At 62.1% G+C, this 17,198-nt stretch carries 12 protein-coding genes and 1 pseudogene; 3 read left to right on the top strand and 10 right to left on the bottom strand.

Going from position 1 to position 17,198, the window contains the following annotated elements; all coding sequences use genetic code 11:
- Positions 1-94: 94 nt before the first annotated feature.
- Entirely contained in the window at positions 95-1,285 is a 1,191-nt protein-coding gene (gene pobA, locus AACX99_RS17195) for a 4-hydroxybenzoate 3-monooxygenase (protein WP_339413649.1), read from the top strand.
- Between the two features lie 205 nt (positions 1,286-1,490).
- Here the strand turns inward: pobA and mhpT are convergent, their stop codons facing one another.
- Complete coding sequence (gene mhpT / locus AACX99_RS17190; RefSeq protein ID WP_339413648.1) at positions 1,491-2,696, bottom strand: 3-(3-hydroxy-phenyl)propionate transporter MhpT; 1,206 nt, start codon at positions 2,694-2,696, stop codon at positions 1,491-1,493.
- A 72-nt stretch (positions 2,697-2,768) separates the two neighbouring features.
- Positions 2,769-3,383, bottom strand: coding sequence for a DUF3237 domain-containing protein (locus AACX99_RS17185; RefSeq protein ID WP_339413647.1), 615 nt, complete (start codon positions 3,381-3,383; stop codon positions 2,769-2,771).
- A gap of 250 nt (positions 3,384-3,633) precedes the next feature.
- Here AACX99_RS17185 and AACX99_RS17180 point away from each other — a divergent pair, with 250 nt between their 5' ends.
- On the top strand, positions 3,634-4,515 hold the full coding sequence (locus tag AACX99_RS17180) for a helix-turn-helix domain-containing protein (protein WP_339413646.1): 882 nt from the start codon (positions 3,634-3,636) through the stop codon (positions 4,513-4,515).
- Between the two features lie 68 nt (positions 4,516-4,583).
- Here AACX99_RS17180 and AACX99_RS22270 read toward each other — a convergent pair whose 3' ends face one another.
- From AACX99_RS22270 to AACX99_RS17145, 8 genes and pseudogenes are all read right to left on the bottom strand, one after another.
- Positions 4,584-5,447 carry a methyl-accepting chemotaxis protein gene (locus AACX99_RS22270; protein WP_445261884.1) on the bottom strand — a complete coding sequence of 288 codons (864 nt, stop codon included), beginning with the start codon at positions 5,445-5,447 and terminating at the stop codon, positions 4,584-4,586.
- Positions 5,439-5,651 (bottom strand): annotated as a pseudogene (locus tag AACX99_RS22265) (HAMP domain-containing protein); the annotation flags it as partial. The gene AACX99_RS22270 and the pseudogene AACX99_RS22265, both read right to left, overlap by 9 nt.
- Positions 5,652-6,602: 951 nt before the next feature.
- Positions 6,603-7,316, bottom strand: a complete 714-nt coding sequence (locus tag AACX99_RS17170) for a hypothetical protein (RefSeq protein WP_339413644.1) — start codon at positions 7,314-7,316, stop codon at positions 6,603-6,605.
- Between the two features lie 24 nt (positions 7,317-7,340).
- The gene (locus tag AACX99_RS17165) at positions 7,341-9,749 is read right to left on the bottom strand and encodes an efflux RND transporter permease subunit (protein ID WP_339413674.1); all 2,409 of its coding nucleotides are present in this window, start codon (positions 9,747-9,749) and stop codon (positions 7,341-7,343) included.
- 58 nt (positions 9,750-9,807) lie between these two features.
- Complete coding sequence (locus AACX99_RS17160; RefSeq protein WP_445261883.1) at positions 9,808-10,890, bottom strand: WD40/YVTN/BNR-like repeat-containing protein; 1,083 nt, start codon at positions 10,888-10,890, stop codon at positions 9,808-9,810.
- Positions 10,891-10,964: 74 nt separating this feature from the next.
- On the bottom strand, positions 10,965-12,326 hold the full coding sequence (locus AACX99_RS17155) for a DUF1329 domain-containing protein (RefSeq protein ID WP_339413643.1): 1,362 nt from the start codon (positions 12,324-12,326) through the stop codon (positions 10,965-10,967).
- A gap of 18 nt (positions 12,327-12,344) precedes the next feature.
- Positions 12,345-13,991: a DUF1302 domain-containing protein gene (locus tag AACX99_RS17150; protein WP_339413642.1), complete on the bottom strand. Its 1,647-nt coding sequence runs from the start codon at positions 13,989-13,991 to the stop codon at positions 12,345-12,347.
- A 106-nt stretch (positions 13,992-14,097) separates the two neighbouring features.
- Positions 14,098-14,865 (bottom strand): coniferyl-alcohol dehydrogenase, encoded by a 768-nt coding sequence (locus AACX99_RS17145; RefSeq protein WP_339413641.1) that lies wholly within the window; start codon positions 14,863-14,865, stop codon positions 14,098-14,100.
- A 277-nt stretch (positions 14,866-15,142) separates the two neighbouring features.
- On the opposite strand from AACX99_RS17145, the gene AACX99_RS17140 reads away from it, so the two are divergent.
- Positions 15,143-16,981 carry a sigma-54-dependent Fis family transcriptional regulator gene (locus AACX99_RS17140; protein WP_339413640.1) on the top strand — a complete coding sequence of 613 codons (1,839 nt, stop codon included), beginning with the start codon at positions 15,143-15,145 and terminating at the stop codon, positions 16,979-16,981.
- The last annotated feature ends 217 nt before the right edge of the window (positions 16,982-17,198 follow it).

Here is a 17,198-nt window from a genome sequence, read left to right as displayed (position 1 = left end):
AAAGATAATCGAATAGTGCCTTCAAAGCCGAAGTCTATCCACCAAAAATACAGGAGATCCAATCAACACCCTATGTAACCCAAGGACAATAACAATGAAGACTCAAGTCGCCATCATCGGCGCTGGCCCATCCGGCCTGCTGCTCGGTCAGCTACTGCTTAAAGCCGGTATCGACAACATCATTATCGAACGCAAGAGCCCCGATTATGTGCTCAGCCGTATCCGCGCCGGTGTGCTGGAACAGGGCATGGTTGACCTGCTGCGCGAGGCCGATGTGAGTGAACGCATGGACCAGGACGGCCTGGTTCATGACGGTTTCGAGCTGGCATTCGATGGCCGCCGTGAACGTATCGACCTGCACGCGCTGACAGGCGGCAAGACGGTGATGATCTACGGCCAGACCGAAGTCACCCGAGACCTGATGGAGGCCCGCAAGGCTAGCGGCGGCATTACCCTGTACAACGTGACCGACGCCCAGTTGCACGAGCTCAAGGGCGAACGGCCACATGTCAGCTTTACCCATAACGGTGCAACCGTGCGCCTGGACTGCGACCACATCGCTGGCTGCGATGGCTTCCACGGCGTGTCGCGTCAGTCGATCCCGCAGGGCGTGCTCAAGGAATTCGAGCGGGTCTATCCCTTCGGCTGGCTCGGTGTGCTGGCCGACACCCCGCCGGTCAACGAGGAACTTATCTACGCCAACCACGAACGCGGTTTCGCCCTGTGCAGCATGCGCTCGCCGACCCGCACTCGTTATTACGTGCAGGTGGGTAGCGAGGAGAAAGTCGAGGACTGGTCCGATCAGCGCTTCTGGGACGAGCTGAAAAGCCGCTTGCCGGAAGAGACCGCGGCGCGCCTGATCACCGGGCCCTCCATCGAAAAGAGCATTGCGCCACTGCGCAGCTATGTGGTCGAACCCATGCAATATGGCCACCTGTTTCTGGTCGGCGACGCCGCGCATATCGTCCCACCCACCGGCGCCAAGGGCCTGAACCTGGCGGCCAGCGACGTCAGCACGCTGTACCGCATCCTGCTCAAAGTCTATCGCGAAGGCCGCAGCGACCTGCTGGAACGCTACTCGGCGGTGTGCCTCAAGCGCATCTGGAAAGCCGAGCGCTTCTCCTGGTGGATGACCTCGATGCTGCACAAATTCCCCGGCACCGACGCCTTCAGCCAGCGCATGCAGCAAACCGAATTGGACTATTTTGTCGGCTCCGAAGCCGGGCGCAAAACCATTGCGGAGAACTATGTCGGACTGCCCTACGAAAACATTGAATCCGCGTAGGCTTCGACTTCTTCATGCACACAAGCAAAAGCCCGAACCGTTGCCCGGCTCGGGCTTTTGCTATCCATCGGTATAGAAACACTGCTGGCGACTAAAAACTGCCCAGCCACCTAGCCAGATACGCCTCATATCCCGCCGCTGACCGCGTAACCAAAACCCGCCAATCTGGCGACATCCAGGGTACTGAAGATGTGTTGCTCATTATTCAGGCTGCGACAGGCAACCCGCGCCGGTCCTGGGTCAGCAAGGTCGCGGCAGTGACAGCGGCTATCGCCACCAGTGGCGATACAGCAAACAACAGACCACCGACGCCGACCCCTGCAGCCAATAATTGTCCAGCCAGCAGCGGCCCGCTCATCGAACCGAGCCGCCCTACCGCTACCGCCACGCCGACGCCAGTAGCACGTACCTGCGCCGGGTAAATGCTCGGCGCCAGGGCATAGAGAATCAGCTGACCACCAACGGCACAGGCACCCGCCGCCATACCAGCTATATAGAGGCCCTGGAGTTGCTCCACCATTCCCAGTGCGGCCAGTGCGGCGAACATGCCCAGGTAGGCCAGCAGTACCGCCATTAGCGCCCTGCCCTTGTCCATCAGGCGCCCCGCCAGCAGCGAGCCGGCCACGCCACCGATATTGAACAGCACCTGGATCGCCGATGTGTCCAAGCGGCTCAGACCGCGCTCGATCAACAAGGTCGGCAGCCAGTTGAGCAGCATGTAGAGAGTGGTCAGGGTGCAGAAACAGCTGCCCCACAGCAGCAGAGTGGCAAAACGCCGGTGCTCGCCGAGCAGTTCGCGGGTGGTCTCGCCCAGCGCCAGTGCCTGACCACGATGAGCCCGCGACTCCGGCAGCCAGAGCATCAGCAGCACGGCGATCAGCAGCGGTGCCACACCGCCGACATAGAACACCAGCCGCCAGTCCCCCGAGACGGAAAATATGCCGATCATGGCCGCCACCGCCCCACCCAGTGGCACACCGCAGTAGGTCAGGCTAACCGCCATATTGCGCAGCTCGGCGCTAGCTACCTCGGATGACAAAGCGATAAGGATGGGCAGCGCCGCGCCCATGCCCAGCCCGGTGATCAGGCGCGCCGCGAGCAGCTGCTCATAGGTGGCGCTATGGGCCGTGAGCAAGGAAAACAGGCCGAATAAAATCACCGCGCCGATCAGCACCTTCTTGCGGCCAAAACGGTCGGCCATCCAGCCACCGAATATCGCCCCCGGTAGCAGCCCGATCAGGCCGGCGCTAAACACCCAGCCCAACGCCGCCGAGTCCAGCTTGAAGGCAGCAGCCATGGCCGGCGCCGCTACCCCGACGGCTTGCAGATCGAGCCCTTCCAGAATGGCGACGATAAAGCAGAGCAGGATGGTGCGCAGCGAGGACGCCACCTGGTTATTTGCGCTAAACATGCAAACCTCGATTCTTATTGTTGTTCACTAATCCATAACCGGCTGGCGCAGGCTGTGGGTATGCCGCGATGGTCAGACGCCATTGATCCGGTAAACGCCAATCAGCACTTCGCTGTCACTGAGGTAATCGATGCTGCCGACGAAGATAGAGTCGCTCAGCCAGGCGTACTTGCCCGGCTGGGTCTTGAACGACGGCACCGTGCGGCAATACGCATCACTGTCCAGCATGTCCTCCAACGCAATGCCCTTAGCCTGCTTGGCCAGGCCTTGCTCGTTGAGGCGCCAGATGCCGGCGTTGTGAATGATGATGATCTGGCCGTCATCGGTTTTGAGCCGATACAGGGCGTCGATCAGGGTCACACCATCGTTGCGATCCACAGCCATATCCGCACCGCCGGGCACCACGCTGCCGCGCATGCCTTTACCGACGAAGCTGCCGCCGATGATCGGGTAGTTGATGCGGTGACCATCGGCGCCCTTGCCCATGTCCTCCACCGGGCCGAGCTTGACGTTGATCTGCATGACCAGCTCGCTGTCGATACGCTTCGGTATGCTTTCCTTCAACTCTGCGGCGACTGCCACTGTGCTGTTGCCCAGCAGTACCATCAGGCCAATCGTGCTGGCCAGACTGCCGGCCGCCTTGAGCAGGCTGCGGCGTGCGAGAGGGTTTTCATGGTGAAGTTTCATAGGCTGTACTCCGGTTAGATGGCAGAAAAACCGCCCCAGGTATTTTTGTTATAAAAGTTATCAATAAATTCACAAACGACCCCCAGTACAACTTTTTCTTGCACTCTAAAGTCCTATTCCGTGCAGCATAATTGCTCAATACAGCGCCCATACTCTATCCACCTTGCGCAGCAAATTGCGCACTGATATGGTGCATTTAGTTAAAGCTATTAACCTTTAAATCAAGCGCACTGAATCGGAGGGTTGACCCGTGTCGATCAAGGTTCTGCACACCTCTGATGTAGAGCAGCAGAGGACGGCTATCGCCGGCTGGGAACAGCACTACGCGCAGATGTCCGCCGGGCGTTTTCAGGGTCGCATCATGCATGCCGAGCTGGGCGGCGTAGTGGCTTACGAGGAACGTATGAACACCCGCGTCGAGCAATTTTTCCAGGCGCCCGCCAACGCCCTGGTGTTCAGCTTCGACATGAGCGGCAACACGCTCTACCTGCTCGACAGCCAAAGCCGCAATACCTGGATCACCCCGGAAAACTACCGCGAAGTGGCCGTGGTGATTGACCTTGAACGACTCGGCAAGCGTTGCGCCAGCGAAGCCTTGGAAGGTCTATCCCTGACGCCGCTAAAGTCACCCCAGGCGCAACTGTTCGGTTCCTGGCTAAGCAATCTGCTGGGCAGACTCGTCACCTCGACAGATGCTCTGCAACCCGCGAACCTGGCCTCGCAACTGATCGAGGACTGCCTCTTCGTCCTCGAATGCTCGTTGCCCAACGAGAACCGTCGCCAGCAGCAACGGCTCACACTGAGCCGGCAGATCGTCAACCGCGTCTGCGAGCTGAGCAATGCCTACCCCGACGACAACTTCACTACCCTGCAACTGGCTGAGGCCGCAGGTGTATCGATCCGCCAACTGCAGCAGGCATTTATCCAGTACAGCGGGCTAGCGCCAAGCGTCTGGCTACGCATGCGCCGTCTGAACGCTGTCCATCGCGACTTGCAACAGGCATCGCCCGCGCACACTACCGTGGCGGAAATCGCCATGCGCCGTTCCTTCTGGCACCTGGGCAGGTTTGCCGAGTCTTACCGCAAGCTGTTCAACGAACAGCCCAACTACACCCTGCAACGTCGCCCCTGAACCACATCTGATCGCTGGGGCTGCGCCTGCTTGATCGCGAAGCCATGGCTCAACAGCGCGGCACTTATTCATGCACGAAACTGTGCAACAGCCGCCAACAGCTCGCGCTCCAAGTCCGCCAGTTCGTCACTGGCTACGACCATTTGCTGGTTGGCATCGGCAAAGCGTTCCGCTTCATCGCGCAGGTGCATGACGTTGCGGCTGACCTCTTCGGCGACGATGCTTTGCTGCTCGGCACTCGCGGCTATCTGCTGGTTCATCTGTTCGATCACCGACACCGCCCCGCTAATGCCGCGCAAAGCCGAGCCGACCTGATCGGACAGGTCTACGGTGGACTGCATGCTGCGCGCACAATCCTGGATCTGCGCAACGCTACGCAGCGAAAGGCTCTGCAGGCCCGTTATCAGGGTTTCGATCTCACCTGTCGATATCTGGGTGCGCTTGGCCAGGGAGCGCACCTCGTCGGCCACCACAGCAAATCCGCGGCCTTGTTCGCCCGCTCTGGCGGCTTCAATCGCGGCATTGAGTGCGAGCAGGTTGGTCTGCTCGGCCACCGACTTGATCACGTCGACCACAGTGCCGATGCGCAGCACCTGCTGCTGCAGTGATTGCACGGCCTGCTCGGACAGTTGCATGTCCTCGGCCAGGCGATAAATATGCTCGCGGGTCTGCTGCACGATCTGATCGCTGTTGCGCGCTTGTCGATCAGCCTCCAAAGCAGACTGCGAAGCCTGCTCGGTATTCTGTGCCACCTGCTGCACCGTTACGGCCATTTGCTGCATGGCCGTGGCCACCTGCTCCGTCTCGACCCGCTGGCGCTGCGCGCCATTGTTGCTTTGCTCACTGAGCCCGCCCAGGGTCGCTGTCGATTGCCCAAGGCCGGCAACGCTTACGCCGATACGGCTCACTAATTGCCGCAGGTTGGCGGTCATCTCGGCCATCGCCGCCATCAGTTGCCCCAACTCATCGCGGCGCACTACTCCACTCTGCATATCCAGGCTCAGGTCGCCGGCGGCAATGCGCCGAGCGACCTGCAGGGTTTCACGCAGCGGGGCAACGATCAGATTGCGAATAGTCAACGAGGCCAGCAACGCCAGGGTGACGATCACCAGCGCCCCAACCGCCTGCTGCAACATCACCGAGCGACCGCTCTGGTCCATCTGATTCTGCCGCTCGGCGGCGGCCTGTTCGACCTGGTGCAATACGCTTTGCGCCTGGGTATCCATCTGCAGCACCGTCTGCTGGCTCAAGGTCAGGCTATCGCGGTAGCGCTGAAACGCCTGGCGATACTCCACCAGCGCCGCCAGTGCTGCGCCCAGGGACGCCTCGGAGTTTTCGTCGACCCGGCCCTGAAGCAACTCCAGGGCGTTACTCATTTCCTCGGTCGACTCGCGCCAACGTTCGAGGGCGGCCGGCTGGCCCGCCTGCACATAGAGGAACTCGCTGTTGCGGGTGACCAGCAATTTGCGCTGCAGGGCCGAGGCCTGTTCGGCCAGGCTCAGCGGATCCCCTTCCAGCGCCTGGCCACTGTTCAATACGCCGCGCACCTGGTCGTACATATCCAGCTCGACCATCTCGAACTGCAGGCGCGCCTGCTCGGCCTGCTCCTGCATATGCCTGAGTGCCTCTGCCGCCAGGTGCTGATGGCCGACAAACTGCTCGAACAACTGCTGGTAACCGACGATGGCTTGCTGCATGGCCACCAGCACCGGTAAAGCATCAGCCGTGGCTTGCGTTTGTAGTTCGCGCAACTGGCTGTTGAGCGTATGCACCAGCGCCTCGACCTCCTGCATGGCCGTTGCAGTGGGTTCAAGGGCATAGCGCTTCTCGGCATTGCGCATCTGCAAGGTCAGGTTATTAATCGCCACCATGGCGCTGACCTGCCGGCCGTGTTCGAGCAGGCTGGCCGTGGCATACAAACCCTGGGCAATGGCGGCGACCGCGAGTACGGACACCAAACCAAAACCCAGCAACAACTTCTGCCCCACCGAACAGTTGGCGAGCAGCCTGGCGATTGGCTTCAGCATTATTTTTATCCTTATGTCTGAAGGCGGCGCTTAGGTTGAAAGGACCTGAAGACCAGATCGCTAGTGCGCCGCTATTTCATCGAGCGTCACGACGATGCCGGCCAGGTAGCGCTCCAGGCTACCGGTCACCCGCCCCGGATCGCGGTCGAGCAGACGCTGGCGCACAAAGCGGTAGGCCAGGCGCTGTTTGTGCAGCGTATCGGCCTGCTCCGGCAGCAGTGCTATCAGCTGCACAAACCCCTCCTCAATGGCTTGATCCCGCGCGGTAAACTCGACCTCGGAGTAGGCCAACGAGTGATCGCCTAGTACCCGTGCGCTACGCGCCTGGGCATGCAGCAACAGGCTGGCGATATCCAGGCTCTGCCGATTGAGCAGGCGCACCACCGGCTGCAGATCAGCCTGCACCTGCTGATAGGCCACATCGCTCTGCAGATCCAGCTGCGCCCGGCTATCGAGCAAACCAATCAACAGCTGCGGGTAACGCGGCGCCTCGTCACGGCGTACGGCCTGCAAATCGTCCAGCCAGGCATTCAGGCTGGCCAGCGAGTCGCCCATGTCCGCCGGTAAGTTGAGTTGCAGCGCCAGTGCATCCAGGCGCTGCTGCGCTTCGCGCACGCTGGCCAGATGGCGTGCATCGGGCTGCGCGCGCGGGTCGGCATCGAAGTAGAGCAACGCATTCACCGCCAGCAGGGTCGCCTGGCTGCGCAGCTGCTGGTACTGCTGCGCCGGCGCTGCGGCCCAGAGTGTCGAAGACGCCAACAACCAAAGGCTCATACACCCTCCCTGCAGGGCGCGCATTCAGCTCACCCCGTCAGGCTGCACGGCAGCCACATCGTCTGGCCTGGCGCCGAAGAGTTTCTGCGGCAGCAGAAAGTAGGCCAGCGCCGGCAGCAGGATCAGCGCACCGAGCATGTTCATCAGGAACATAAAGGCCAGCAGGATGCCCATATCAGCCTGGAACTTGATCGGCGAGAACACCCAGGTGGCCACGGCAATCGCCAGGGTAATACCGGTCAGTACCACCACTTTGCCGGTGAACAGCAGCGCGCGGTAATAGGCCTCGGACAGCGAGTCGCCGGCGCGCATGCGCGCCAGGATCACGCTCAGCACATAGAGCGCGTAGTCGATGCCGATGCCCACGCCGAGGGCAATCACCGGCAGGGTGGCGACCTTGACGCCCATGCCCAGGCCGACCATCAGCGCCTCGGCGAGGATCGAGGTAAGCATCAGCGGCAGGATCGCCACCAGCACGGCGCGCCAGCTGCGGAAGGTTACCCAGCACAGCAGGATCACCGCGCCGTAGACCCAATAGAGCATTTCCTGCATGGCCTTCTCGACCACGATATTGGTCGCTGCCTCGATCCCGGCCGAGCCTGCGGCGAGCATGAACTTGACCTCAGGGAGCTGTTGCTCGGCGATAAAGGCCTCACTGGTGGCCACTACCCGACTTAGGGTTTGCGCCTTGTGATCGGCCAGGTAAACGTACAGCGACAGCAGCGAGCAACCCTGGTTGAACAGCTCGCGCGGCGCGCGAGTCTGTACCGCGCCGAGAGCGCCGTCGTTGGGCACCAGTTCGTACCACTTGAAGTTGCCCTCGTTGTAGCCGGCGTTGGCGATCTTGCTCAGCGCCGCCATGGAGGTGGTCGACTCAACCCCCGGCAGTTGCTCCAGACGCCAGGCCAGTTGGTCGACCGCCGACAGGGTGCTGTAGCGGGTGCATTGGTCCTCGGGGGTGCGGATCATCACCACGAAGATGTCCGAACTGGCGGCATAGTTGTCGTTCATAAACTGCACGTCGCGGTTGTAACGCGAATCCGCGCGCAGCTCCGGGGCACCGGGGTCGAGATCGCCGATCTGTAGATGGCTGGATACCTGGTTGCCAAACACCGCCAGCAGCAGGCCCACCAGTACGGCTGCGACGGCCCAGCTGCGGGTGGTAAAGCGATCGAGCAGGCGCCACAGCGGATGACGAGCCACCCCAGCGCGGTCATCTTGCTCGGCTTGCAGGCTGCGCTGCGCCGCTTGCGGGCTGACACCGGTGTAGCTCAAGAGCACCGGCAGCAGCACCAGGTTGGTTAGGATCAATACAGCGACACCGATACTGGCGGTGATCGCCAGGTCTTGGATCACCTGGATTTCGATCACCATCAGCACGGCGAAGCCCACCGCATCGCTGATCAGCGCAGTCAGGCCGGCGACAAACAGGCGGCGAAAGGTCAAGCGCGCGGCGACCCAGGGCAGCATCCCCCGGCCGATGTCCTGCATGATGCCGTTCATCTTCTGCGAGCCATGGCTCATGCCAATCGCGAACACCAGAAACGGCACCAGAATCGAGTACGGATCCAGCTCGTAACCCATGGCCGCGAGCAAACCGACCTGCCAGAGCACACCGACCAGCGAGCAGAGCACCACGACGAAGGTGCTGCGCACGCAGCGGGTGTACCAGAACAACACGGCGATGGTCACCGCCACCGCGGCGACGAAGAACAACGCAACCTGCAGCAGCCCTTCGATCAGGTCGCCAATCAGCTTGGTAAAGCCGGTGATATGGATGCGCACCTGATCGTTCTGGTACTTGTCGCGCAACGCCTCCAGGCGCCGCGAGAATTCACCAGCATCCAGTGTTTTGCCGGTTTCCGGATTGATCTCCAGCAGCGGCACGTAGATCACGCTGGACTTGAAGTTGGCCGCGACCAGTTGGCCGATCTCGCCGGAACGAGCAACGTTGGTACGCACCTCATCCAGACTGGCGGGCGAACCGTCGTAGCTGCCGGGGATGACCGTGCCGCCGTCCAGACCGTCCTCGGTCACTGCGGTCCAGCGCGTAGTCGGCGTCCACAGCGACTTCATGTAGGGTTTGTCGACACCCGGCAGCAGGTAGATTTCATCGTTGAGCTTGGCCAACGTGTCGAGATACCCGGCGCTGAAGATATCGCCCTGCTCCGCCGTCACGGCGATGCGCAGGGCATTGCCCAGGCCACTCAGCTCACTGCGTTCGACAAGAAAATTAACCACGAAGGGGTGCTTGGTGGGGATGGTTTTTTCGTAGCTGGCGTTGATGCCGATGCGCGCGGCCTGCCAGCCAAGCACCAGGGTGGCCAACAGACACAGCAGGATCACCCAGGGCCGGTGATTGAAGATCAGCCGTTCCACTCGGTTGCCCGAGGCGCGGTCGAAGTCTTGCAGGCAGCCGACCATGCTGGGCATGGCACTCGACGGTTTTTCGTATTTCACATCTGACTCCTAACTACGCAGGCATGACCGCTCAAGGGCGGGCCACGGCCGGGATTTCCTGGCGGGCGGACAAGCCGCCCAGACCGACGCTGGTCAGGCTGCCATCGGCCGCCTGTGCAACGGCGGCGACCGTCGCGCCCTCATGGGTGCGACGGTGTTCGAAGTGCTGGCCGTTATCACCGCTCAGCAGCAACTCGCCGCTCTGGCTGGCCAGCAGCAGGCGACCGTCGTTTAGCTCAAGGCCGGCGGCCAGGGCCGACTCAACACCAGTGTCCAACTGCTGCCAACTGTCGCCATGGTCACTCGTCCACCAGGCATTGCCGCGCAGACCGTAGGCCAACAGACCACCGCTGCGGCTGGCCAACAGACCAAAGAAACTGCCCTCGTAGGGCGACTCCAGTTTCTGAAAAGACTGCCCGCCGTCGCTGGAACGCAGCAACAAGCCGCGCTCGCCGGCGATATACAGCTGATCGTCCTGGGCGCGAATGGCGTACAGGTTGAGGCCCTCGGGGTTTTCCACCTGACCCATCCAGGCCTGCCAACTGGCGCCGCCGTCCGTGGTGCGCAAAATCAGGCCATAGGCACCGATCACATAGCCGTGCCGAAGGTCGCTGAAATACAGGTCGAGAAAGGGTTTGTCCGGGCCATCGGCGACCAACCATTCGGCAGCCTTGAGCAATTTTGCATCGCCGCTCTGCTGGGCCGAGACCAGTGCCAGCTGTGCGGCCTGAATGCCGTCCAGTTGCTTGCTCCAGGTCTCGCCGCCGTCCGCGCTGTGCAGCACCACGCCGAGGTGCCCCACCGCCCAGCCGTGCTCGGCATCAACAAACTGCACCGAGGTCAGGCTGACGCTGGCCGGTACCTGGGCCTGATGCCAGCTCGCACCGGAATCGTCCGAAAGTAAAATAATGCCGCGCTCGCCAACCGCCACCAGCCGCTCGCCGGCGCGGGTCACAGCCAGCAGCACCGCACGCGGTGCCTTGGCACTCTGTAGCGCCGGCTGGTCGAGTAAAGGAATCTGCGCGCTGACCGTCGATTGCGCCATAGCCCAACCGGGCAGCAGCGCGCTCAATAGCAGGGGCAAAACCCGTGTAAATAAAAATTTGCCGCTCATATGCGCTCCAACCACTGCAGAAGAATTAGCCAAACAACACGCCAGAGCTTGGCCCTGGCGTGCCGTTAGATGGCTTAGCGCATGCTGTCGCTGGCCATGGCATCAGGGGTGAAGAACGATGCCGATGGGCGCGGATAGGCCTGGTACTGCACCTTGAGGTCGTTGGCCGAGGCATTGAGGAAGTAGGCACCGGTCTCCAGGTTGTAGCTGCCCCACATGACCTGGTTGGTCAGTACCGGCATTTCTGGCGCCAGCAAGGTCAGCGAGTAGTTATGCCGGCCCAGTTTGCCCTGTGCGTCGTATCCATCGATCAGCAGTACCTGCCAGGAGTCCTCGTCCACGTAGTAGGTGCGTTTGGGCACCACATGGCGCTTGCCGGCCTTGAGGGTGGCCTCGACTACCCAGACGCGATGCTTCTCCCAACGCACCAGATCGGGGTTGAGGAAGCCCGGCTTGACCAGCTCATCGCTGCTTACCGCGGCGGCACGGTTGTTGTTGTAGGGCACCAGCAGTTCCTTCTTGCCCACCAGCTTGAGGTCGTGGCGGTCAGTCGGGCCGAAGATCATAAAGGCCTCATCGAAGAAGCCGACGCCGGAGGTTACGAAGTCCGGAGTGTCGTAGGCAACGTTCGGTGCGCGGCGTACCCGGCGCTGACCGACCAGGTATTGCCAGGCGCCGCGTGCGCTGGGGTCCATGTCCCAGTGGGTCATCAGGCCCTCGCCGGCCTTGGACGACGGCAATTCGGTGGCCAACTTGCCGATCAGGTATTTGCCTTGATAAGTCTCCAGGCTGCCTTCCTTGAAGTAGTAAGGGCTCTGGTACCAGAAGCTCGCGCGGGTGGCCTGCAGCTTCTTGCCGCCGGCGGTCATCAGCCAGGTGTCGAAGGGCGCGTAGAAGGTGTCAGAGCCCTGCCAGGACAGGCGTTGGTTCCACAACACTTCGGCACCGTTCTGCGGCAGCGGGAAGGGAATGCCGCCGTAGGCACCGCTGACTTTCTCGGTGGCTACGTCCAGCGTGGCTCGGGTGGCGTTCTGCAGGGTGTTGTCGTACACCCACTGCGGCGCGGCGGCGCTGCGATGGGTCGGGTAGACGTCCAGGCGGTAATCCGGGTACTTCTTCAATAATGCCTGGGTGCCCTCGGCCAACTGCTCGGCGTACTGCGCCATATTGCCCGCGCTGACCGAGAACAAAGGCTTGTCAGCAGCAAAAGGGTCAGTACGCTTGTCGCCACTTTTGTAACCGGCCGGCACCTGGGTGTAGCCACCGGTCCACTCTGGGATGCTGCCATCAGCATTGGCGGCGCGTTCAGCCCCCATCGGTGTGAGGTCGGCCTTAAGGCGTGCGGCCTGATCCGGGGAGACCGCGGCATGGGCGAAGCAGCTGCCCATCAGGGCCAGCGTCAGGACAGAGAGATGCAAGGAAAATTGGCTTTGCATGGCGAATAAAACCTCTTATTAGAATGTGGTTTTCACGTAGACGGAGACGAAATCGCGGTCGGCCAGCGACTGCGCATAGCTGAAGTCGCCGTCCTCACGCAGCCCAGCGCCCTTCTTGCCGAAGAAGTTCACGTAGTTGACGCCGAAGTCCCAACGCTGCAGGTAGGTGGCCTTGAGCCCGATGCTCCAGTCGCCGGCGTGGCTGTTGCCAAAACCGGCCTTGCTCACCGCCGAGGAACGCCCGTCGAGTACCACGCCCAGGCCCACCGGCACGCTCAGGTCGAGGCCGTCGGCCACCTGGAAGTACGCAGGCTCAGCCAACACGCGCAGCGCCGTGGCGTCGCGAGTGGTATTGGAATCCAGCGCGGCGCGGTTGTCGGTGACGCTCAGGGTGCGGTTCCAGGCCAGCTCGGCGAGTACCGAACCGCCATCCCACAGCGCATTGGGCGACAGCAGGTAGATGGTCGAGAGGTTGATATGCGCAGTCTTGCCCTTGGCATAGAGCGCGTCGCCGTTGTTGTCTGCGGCCATACCAGGCGTCACCACCTGCAGATTGCTGACCAGCGGCGCGTCCCAGCGCAGCGAGGCCTCACCGGCGAAGTTGAACGGGCCCGAGGCGGTGGAGAAGCTGGCACCGACGGTCTTGATGTCTTCGGCGAAGACCTGGCGGTAGGAGCTGAGGAATGGCAGGCCGGTGGCGCCAAACGCTGCGCCATCCAGGTAGGCGTAAAGGCCGCTGGGCGCCTTGTCGTGATACTTGGCGGCATACAGGCCAAGTTCCAGCTCGGTGCCTGCCGGCTTGTAACGCAGCTGCATACCGCCCTGCCCGGAGTCCTTGGCTTCGATATCGCTGGCGTGCACCGTCTCGTTGCCGAACACCTGAGTCCAGGAACCGGAGCCTTCGCCGATGCCATCGTTATCGCTCAGGTAACTGCCCGCGCCCGGCAGTGCGGAGCGTTCCCACTCGAACTGGTAGTAGGCACCGACCGACAGTTGCGGGTTGATCTGCAATTGCCCCGATACCTGGTTGACCGGACGCAGGATTTCCTTGAACTGGGTGCCCGGCACGCTGAGCAGCTTGACGATATCGCTCGGCCCCTGGGCGTTGGCGATGCCGTTGCTGCCGTAGAACAGGCTCTCGCCGTAGATCAGGCTGTGCCGACCGAGGCGCAGAGTGCCCTGGCTCGACTCGCCGACATTGCCACGCACGAACACGAAGGCATCGAGGATCTCGGCGTCGCGGCCGTGCAGATCGCGGGTGTCGTCGAGGAAGTCTTCCTGCAGGCTGCTGTCGGTGTTCTGGTTGTAGATATCGTCGTACCAGGCCGCTCCACTGATGCGCATGCCATAGTTCTGAGTGCTCAGGTCCATTTCACTGAACAGATCCAGGCGATTGGAGACCAGGCCGCTACTGAAGTTGTTATCGCCCTGGCTCTGGATATTCTGATAGAGCCCGCCGGCGGTCGGCGAGTTGGTAATCTGGTCGTCGGCGCCCTGCAGGCGCCAGGCCTGGCTGTACTTGATGGTGTTATCCCAGCGCAACCGCCACTCACTATCGCCCAAGTCAAACTGCATGGCCTGGGTCTGGGAAGCCCAGCCGGCCAGACAAACCGATAACGCCAGGGCGGAACGCTTGAAGCCTGGGTAGCATCGAGAGTTGTGCATGTTGTCCCTCATTGTTTTTGTTGTTGGAAGCATGTTTTGGGGTATCACCGTTCGCGCTAGCGAGCGGCAGTGGTTACACGCAAATGCGTTGGCTGCGGCTCCTCGTTCAGATGTAGGTGGAGGCCAGACCGCCATCCACCGGAATGTTTACGCCGTTGATCCAGCGCGACTCATCGGCGCAGAGGAAGGCAATTACCGGGGCGATCTCGTCGGCATAGGCCGGACGCTTCATGCGATGGGCGTCGGCCTGGGCCCGCTCGGCGCCGAGCATGGTCACGAACTCGTTGAGAATCGGGGTGAACACCGGGCCCGGCGCCACGCAGTTCATCCGCACCGAGGTACGCATAAACCAGGTCTGCGCCTGAATCTGGGTCCAGACAATCAGCGCTTCCTTGAAATACTGGTAGCAGGTCTGGTCTGGCACCGGGTTGTCGCGTAGCCAGGCCTCGCCTGCGGCGAAACCGCTTACCAGACCAAGACTGCGGTGCAGTTCCAGACGCTGCGGCCATTCGGCGCCAAGCACCGAGGACACGTTGACGATGGCCCCACCCTCGCGGATGCGCGGCAGCATGGCTTCGCTCAAATGGCGCAGGCCCAGGTAGTTGACCTGCGCCACCAGCTGCGGATCGGCAGTGCCGGGCACCCCGGCGATATTGCACAGCCCATCGACCTGCGCCGGCAGCTGCTGCACGGCGGCATCGATGGTGTCGGGATGGCTGAGGTCGGCCTGGACGAACCCGTCCAGGGTCAGGCTGGGCTCGTTGCGGTCCACGCCTATAACGGTGGCACCATGGGCACGCAGGGCTCTGGCAGTTTCGGCGCCGATGCCCGAGGAGACCCCGGTCACGACTATCGTCTTGTTGGTCAGCTTCATAAGGGTTTCCCGGTCCGTGCTTGTGCTGCTAGCGCAAGGGCGCGGCAGCCAAGCCATATTGTTATTGCCGAATTAGTTAATATCGGTAACTAGTTCTAGCAATCGATATGCCATGTATCGATCACGAGCGGAAAACCCGTCTAGCTCGCATATTTGCGCTGAATACTAGGAAAATAGGCCTATCTAGAGAAACCTGAGCCACCTTAGAAAAGTGATGATTTCAGCAAAATCATGCTGCACTATGCGGAATATGATTAATCCGATTAAGGGGTTCTCGATGCCGAACAAGCTGATCTCCCTGGCCGAACTCTCCCGCGGCACGCAGAAATCCCCCACCCGCGGCGCCATTGAGGAACTGCCGCCCGGTGCCTCGCCAACCCTGCAGGACCTGACCGAAGCCCTGCTGTTCAGTCCCGGCGACGGGCGCATCTGGCTGAATGGCGCGCGCATGCTGCTGATGCACAGCAGCGGCCTCGGTGCACTGCGCCGCGAACTGATCGACAGCATGGGCCTGGCCCGCGCCCGCGGCATCATGCTGCGCACCGGCTATCACTGCGGCGCTCGGGATGCGGCGCTGGTTCGGGAACGCTTCCCCGAGGCCGACACCCTGGCGATATTCGCCGCCGGGCCGATCATCCACGCCCTCGAAGGCGCGGTTAAGGTGGAGCCGGTGCACTTTGAATTCGATATGAACCTGGGCACCTATTACGGCGAATTCCTCTGGCATCACTCCAGCGAGGACGACGAACATATCGCCCAGTACGGCATCGGCACCGAGCCGGCCTGCTGGATGCAGACCGGCTACGCCACCGGCTACACCTCGGCGATGGTCGGCCGCCTGATCCTCTACCGCGAGGTCGAGTGCCGCTCCACCGGGTCCAATACCTGCCGCCTGATCGGCAAACCCGTGGAGGAATGGGACGACGCCGAGGAGGAACTGGCAGATCTCAACGCCGAACCCTTCGTGGGTAGCGGCGCCAGCACGGCCGTAGCCAAACCCAACGGCAAAAACGCCGACAAGGGCGCACTACCGAGGGTCCGACAAGCCGAGCCGGCAGCGACCCAGGACGGCGAGATGGTCGGCATTTCCTCGGCCTTCAACGCCGCCTGCCATATGTTGCGGCGGGTCGCACCGACCCAGGCCACCGTGCTGTTCACCGGTGAGTCCGGGGTCGGCAAGGAGATGTTCGCGCGCATGCTGCACCGCATCAGCCCGCGCAGCGAGGCGCCCTTCGTGGCGATCAACTGCGCGGCGATTCCGGAAAACCTGATGGAGTCGGAGCTGTTCGGCGTCGAGCGCGGCGCCTTTACCGGCGCCACCCAGTCCCGCGCCGGACGTTTCGAGCGCGCCGATGGCGGCACCCTGTTTCTCGACGAAATCGCCACCCTTAGCCTGGTGGCCCAGGGCAAGCTGCTGCGCGCCCTGCAGGAAGGCGAAGTCGAGCGGGTCGGCGGCAGCCGCACGCTGAAGGTCGATGTACGGGTGGTTGCCGCAACCAACGTCGACCTGCGCGCCGCCGCCCAGCGTGGCGAGTTTCGTGAGGATCTGTTCTTCCGCCTCAACGTATTCCCGATCCACCTGCCGCCGCTGCGCGAACGCAAGGAGGACATCCCGCTGCTGATGAGCCACTTTCTGCAGCGCTTTACCCAGCGCCACGGCAGGCAACTCAGCGGCTTTACCCCGCGCACCGCCGACACCCTGCTGGGCTACGACTTCCCCGGCAATATCCGCGAACTGCAGAACCTGGTGGAACGCGGCGTGATCAGCGCCCCGGACGGCGGCGCCATCGACCTGTCGCACCTGTTTACCAGCGGCGAACGCCTGGCCCAACCGATGTTCTCCATCGGCGTGCGCGGCCAGCTTGCCGCAGCCCCCCACGAACCAGCGCAACCCCAGCAGACCAACAGCCCGCCTCCTGCCCAGCAACCCGAAGCACTGCACGCCCTGTTCGGCGACAAGGACCTGAGCCGACTGTCACTGCAGCAAGTCGAAGACGCGATGATCGACCACTGCATGGCCGAGGTAAAAGGCAACGTCTCCGAAGCCGCCCGCCGCCTGGGCCTGACCCGCGCGCAACTGTCCTATCGCCTGTCGCGCCGGCCGGCGGGCGAGTAACAACTTCTCGGCCCCTCCCCCAGACCAATGCCGTTCACCTGATTCAGGTGAACGGCATTTTTTGTAGCCCGAATGAAATCCGGGAAAGCCCCGTAGGGTGCGCCATGCGCACCAGCCTTATATGCCCATACACACCCGGGAAACGGCTCGATCTATCGCCGGCCAATTGGATCCATAGATGCAATTAACCAAACTCAAAGTATTCGCTCGGCACGCC

This window comes from Pseudomonas sp. EA_35y_Pfl2_R5, assembly GCF_963970805.1.
In the GTDB taxonomy this organism is placed as follows: Bacteria; Pseudomonadota; Gammaproteobacteria; order Pseudomonadales; family Pseudomonadaceae; genus Aquipseudomonas.
The sequence above is the reverse complement of the archived record's forward strand: the minus strand, read 5'-3'. Positions and strand labels throughout refer to the sequence as shown.

Bases quoted from the DNA above. Each gene is read 5' to 3' on its own strand.
- pobA (WP_339413649.1), top strand. From the start codon at position 95: ATGAAGACTCAAGTCGCCATCATCGGCGCTGGCCCATCCGGCCTGCTG.
- mhpT (WP_339413648.1), bottom strand. From the start codon at position 2,696: ATGTTTAGCGCAAATAACCAGGTGGCGTCCTCGCTGCGCACCATCCTG.
- AACX99_RS17185 (WP_339413647.1), bottom strand. From the start codon at position 3,383: ATGAAACTTCACCATGAAAACCCTCTCGCACGCCGCAGCCTGCTCAAG.
- AACX99_RS22270 (WP_445261884.1), bottom strand. From the start codon at position 5,447: ATGACCGCCAACCTGCGGCAATTAGTGAGCCGTATCGGCGTAAGCGTT.
- AACX99_RS17170 (WP_339413644.1), bottom strand. From the start codon at position 7,316: ATGAGCCTTTGGTTGTTGGCGTCTTCGACACTCTGGGCCGCAGCGCCG.
- AACX99_RS17165 (WP_339413674.1), bottom strand. From the start codon at position 9,749: ATGCCCAGCATGGTCGGCTGCCTGCAAGACTTCGACCGCGCCTCGGGC.
- AACX99_RS17160 (WP_445261883.1), bottom strand. From the start codon at position 10,890: ATGAGCGGCAAATTTTTATTTACACGGGTTTTGCCCCTGCTATTGAGC.
- AACX99_RS17155 (WP_339413643.1), bottom strand. From the start codon at position 12,326: ATGCAAAGCCAATTTTCCTTGCATCTCTCTGTCCTGACGCTGGCCCTG.
- AACX99_RS17150 (WP_339413642.1), bottom strand. From the start codon at position 13,991: ATGCACAACTCTCGATGCTACCCAGGCTTCAAGCGTTCCGCCCTGGCG.
- AACX99_RS17145 (WP_339413641.1), bottom strand. From the start codon at position 14,865: ATGAAGCTGACCAACAAGACGATAGTCGTGACCGGGGTCTCCTCGGGC.
- AACX99_RS17140 (WP_339413640.1), top strand. From the start codon at position 15,143: ATGCCGAACAAGCTGATCTCCCTGGCCGAACTCTCCCGCGGCACGCAG.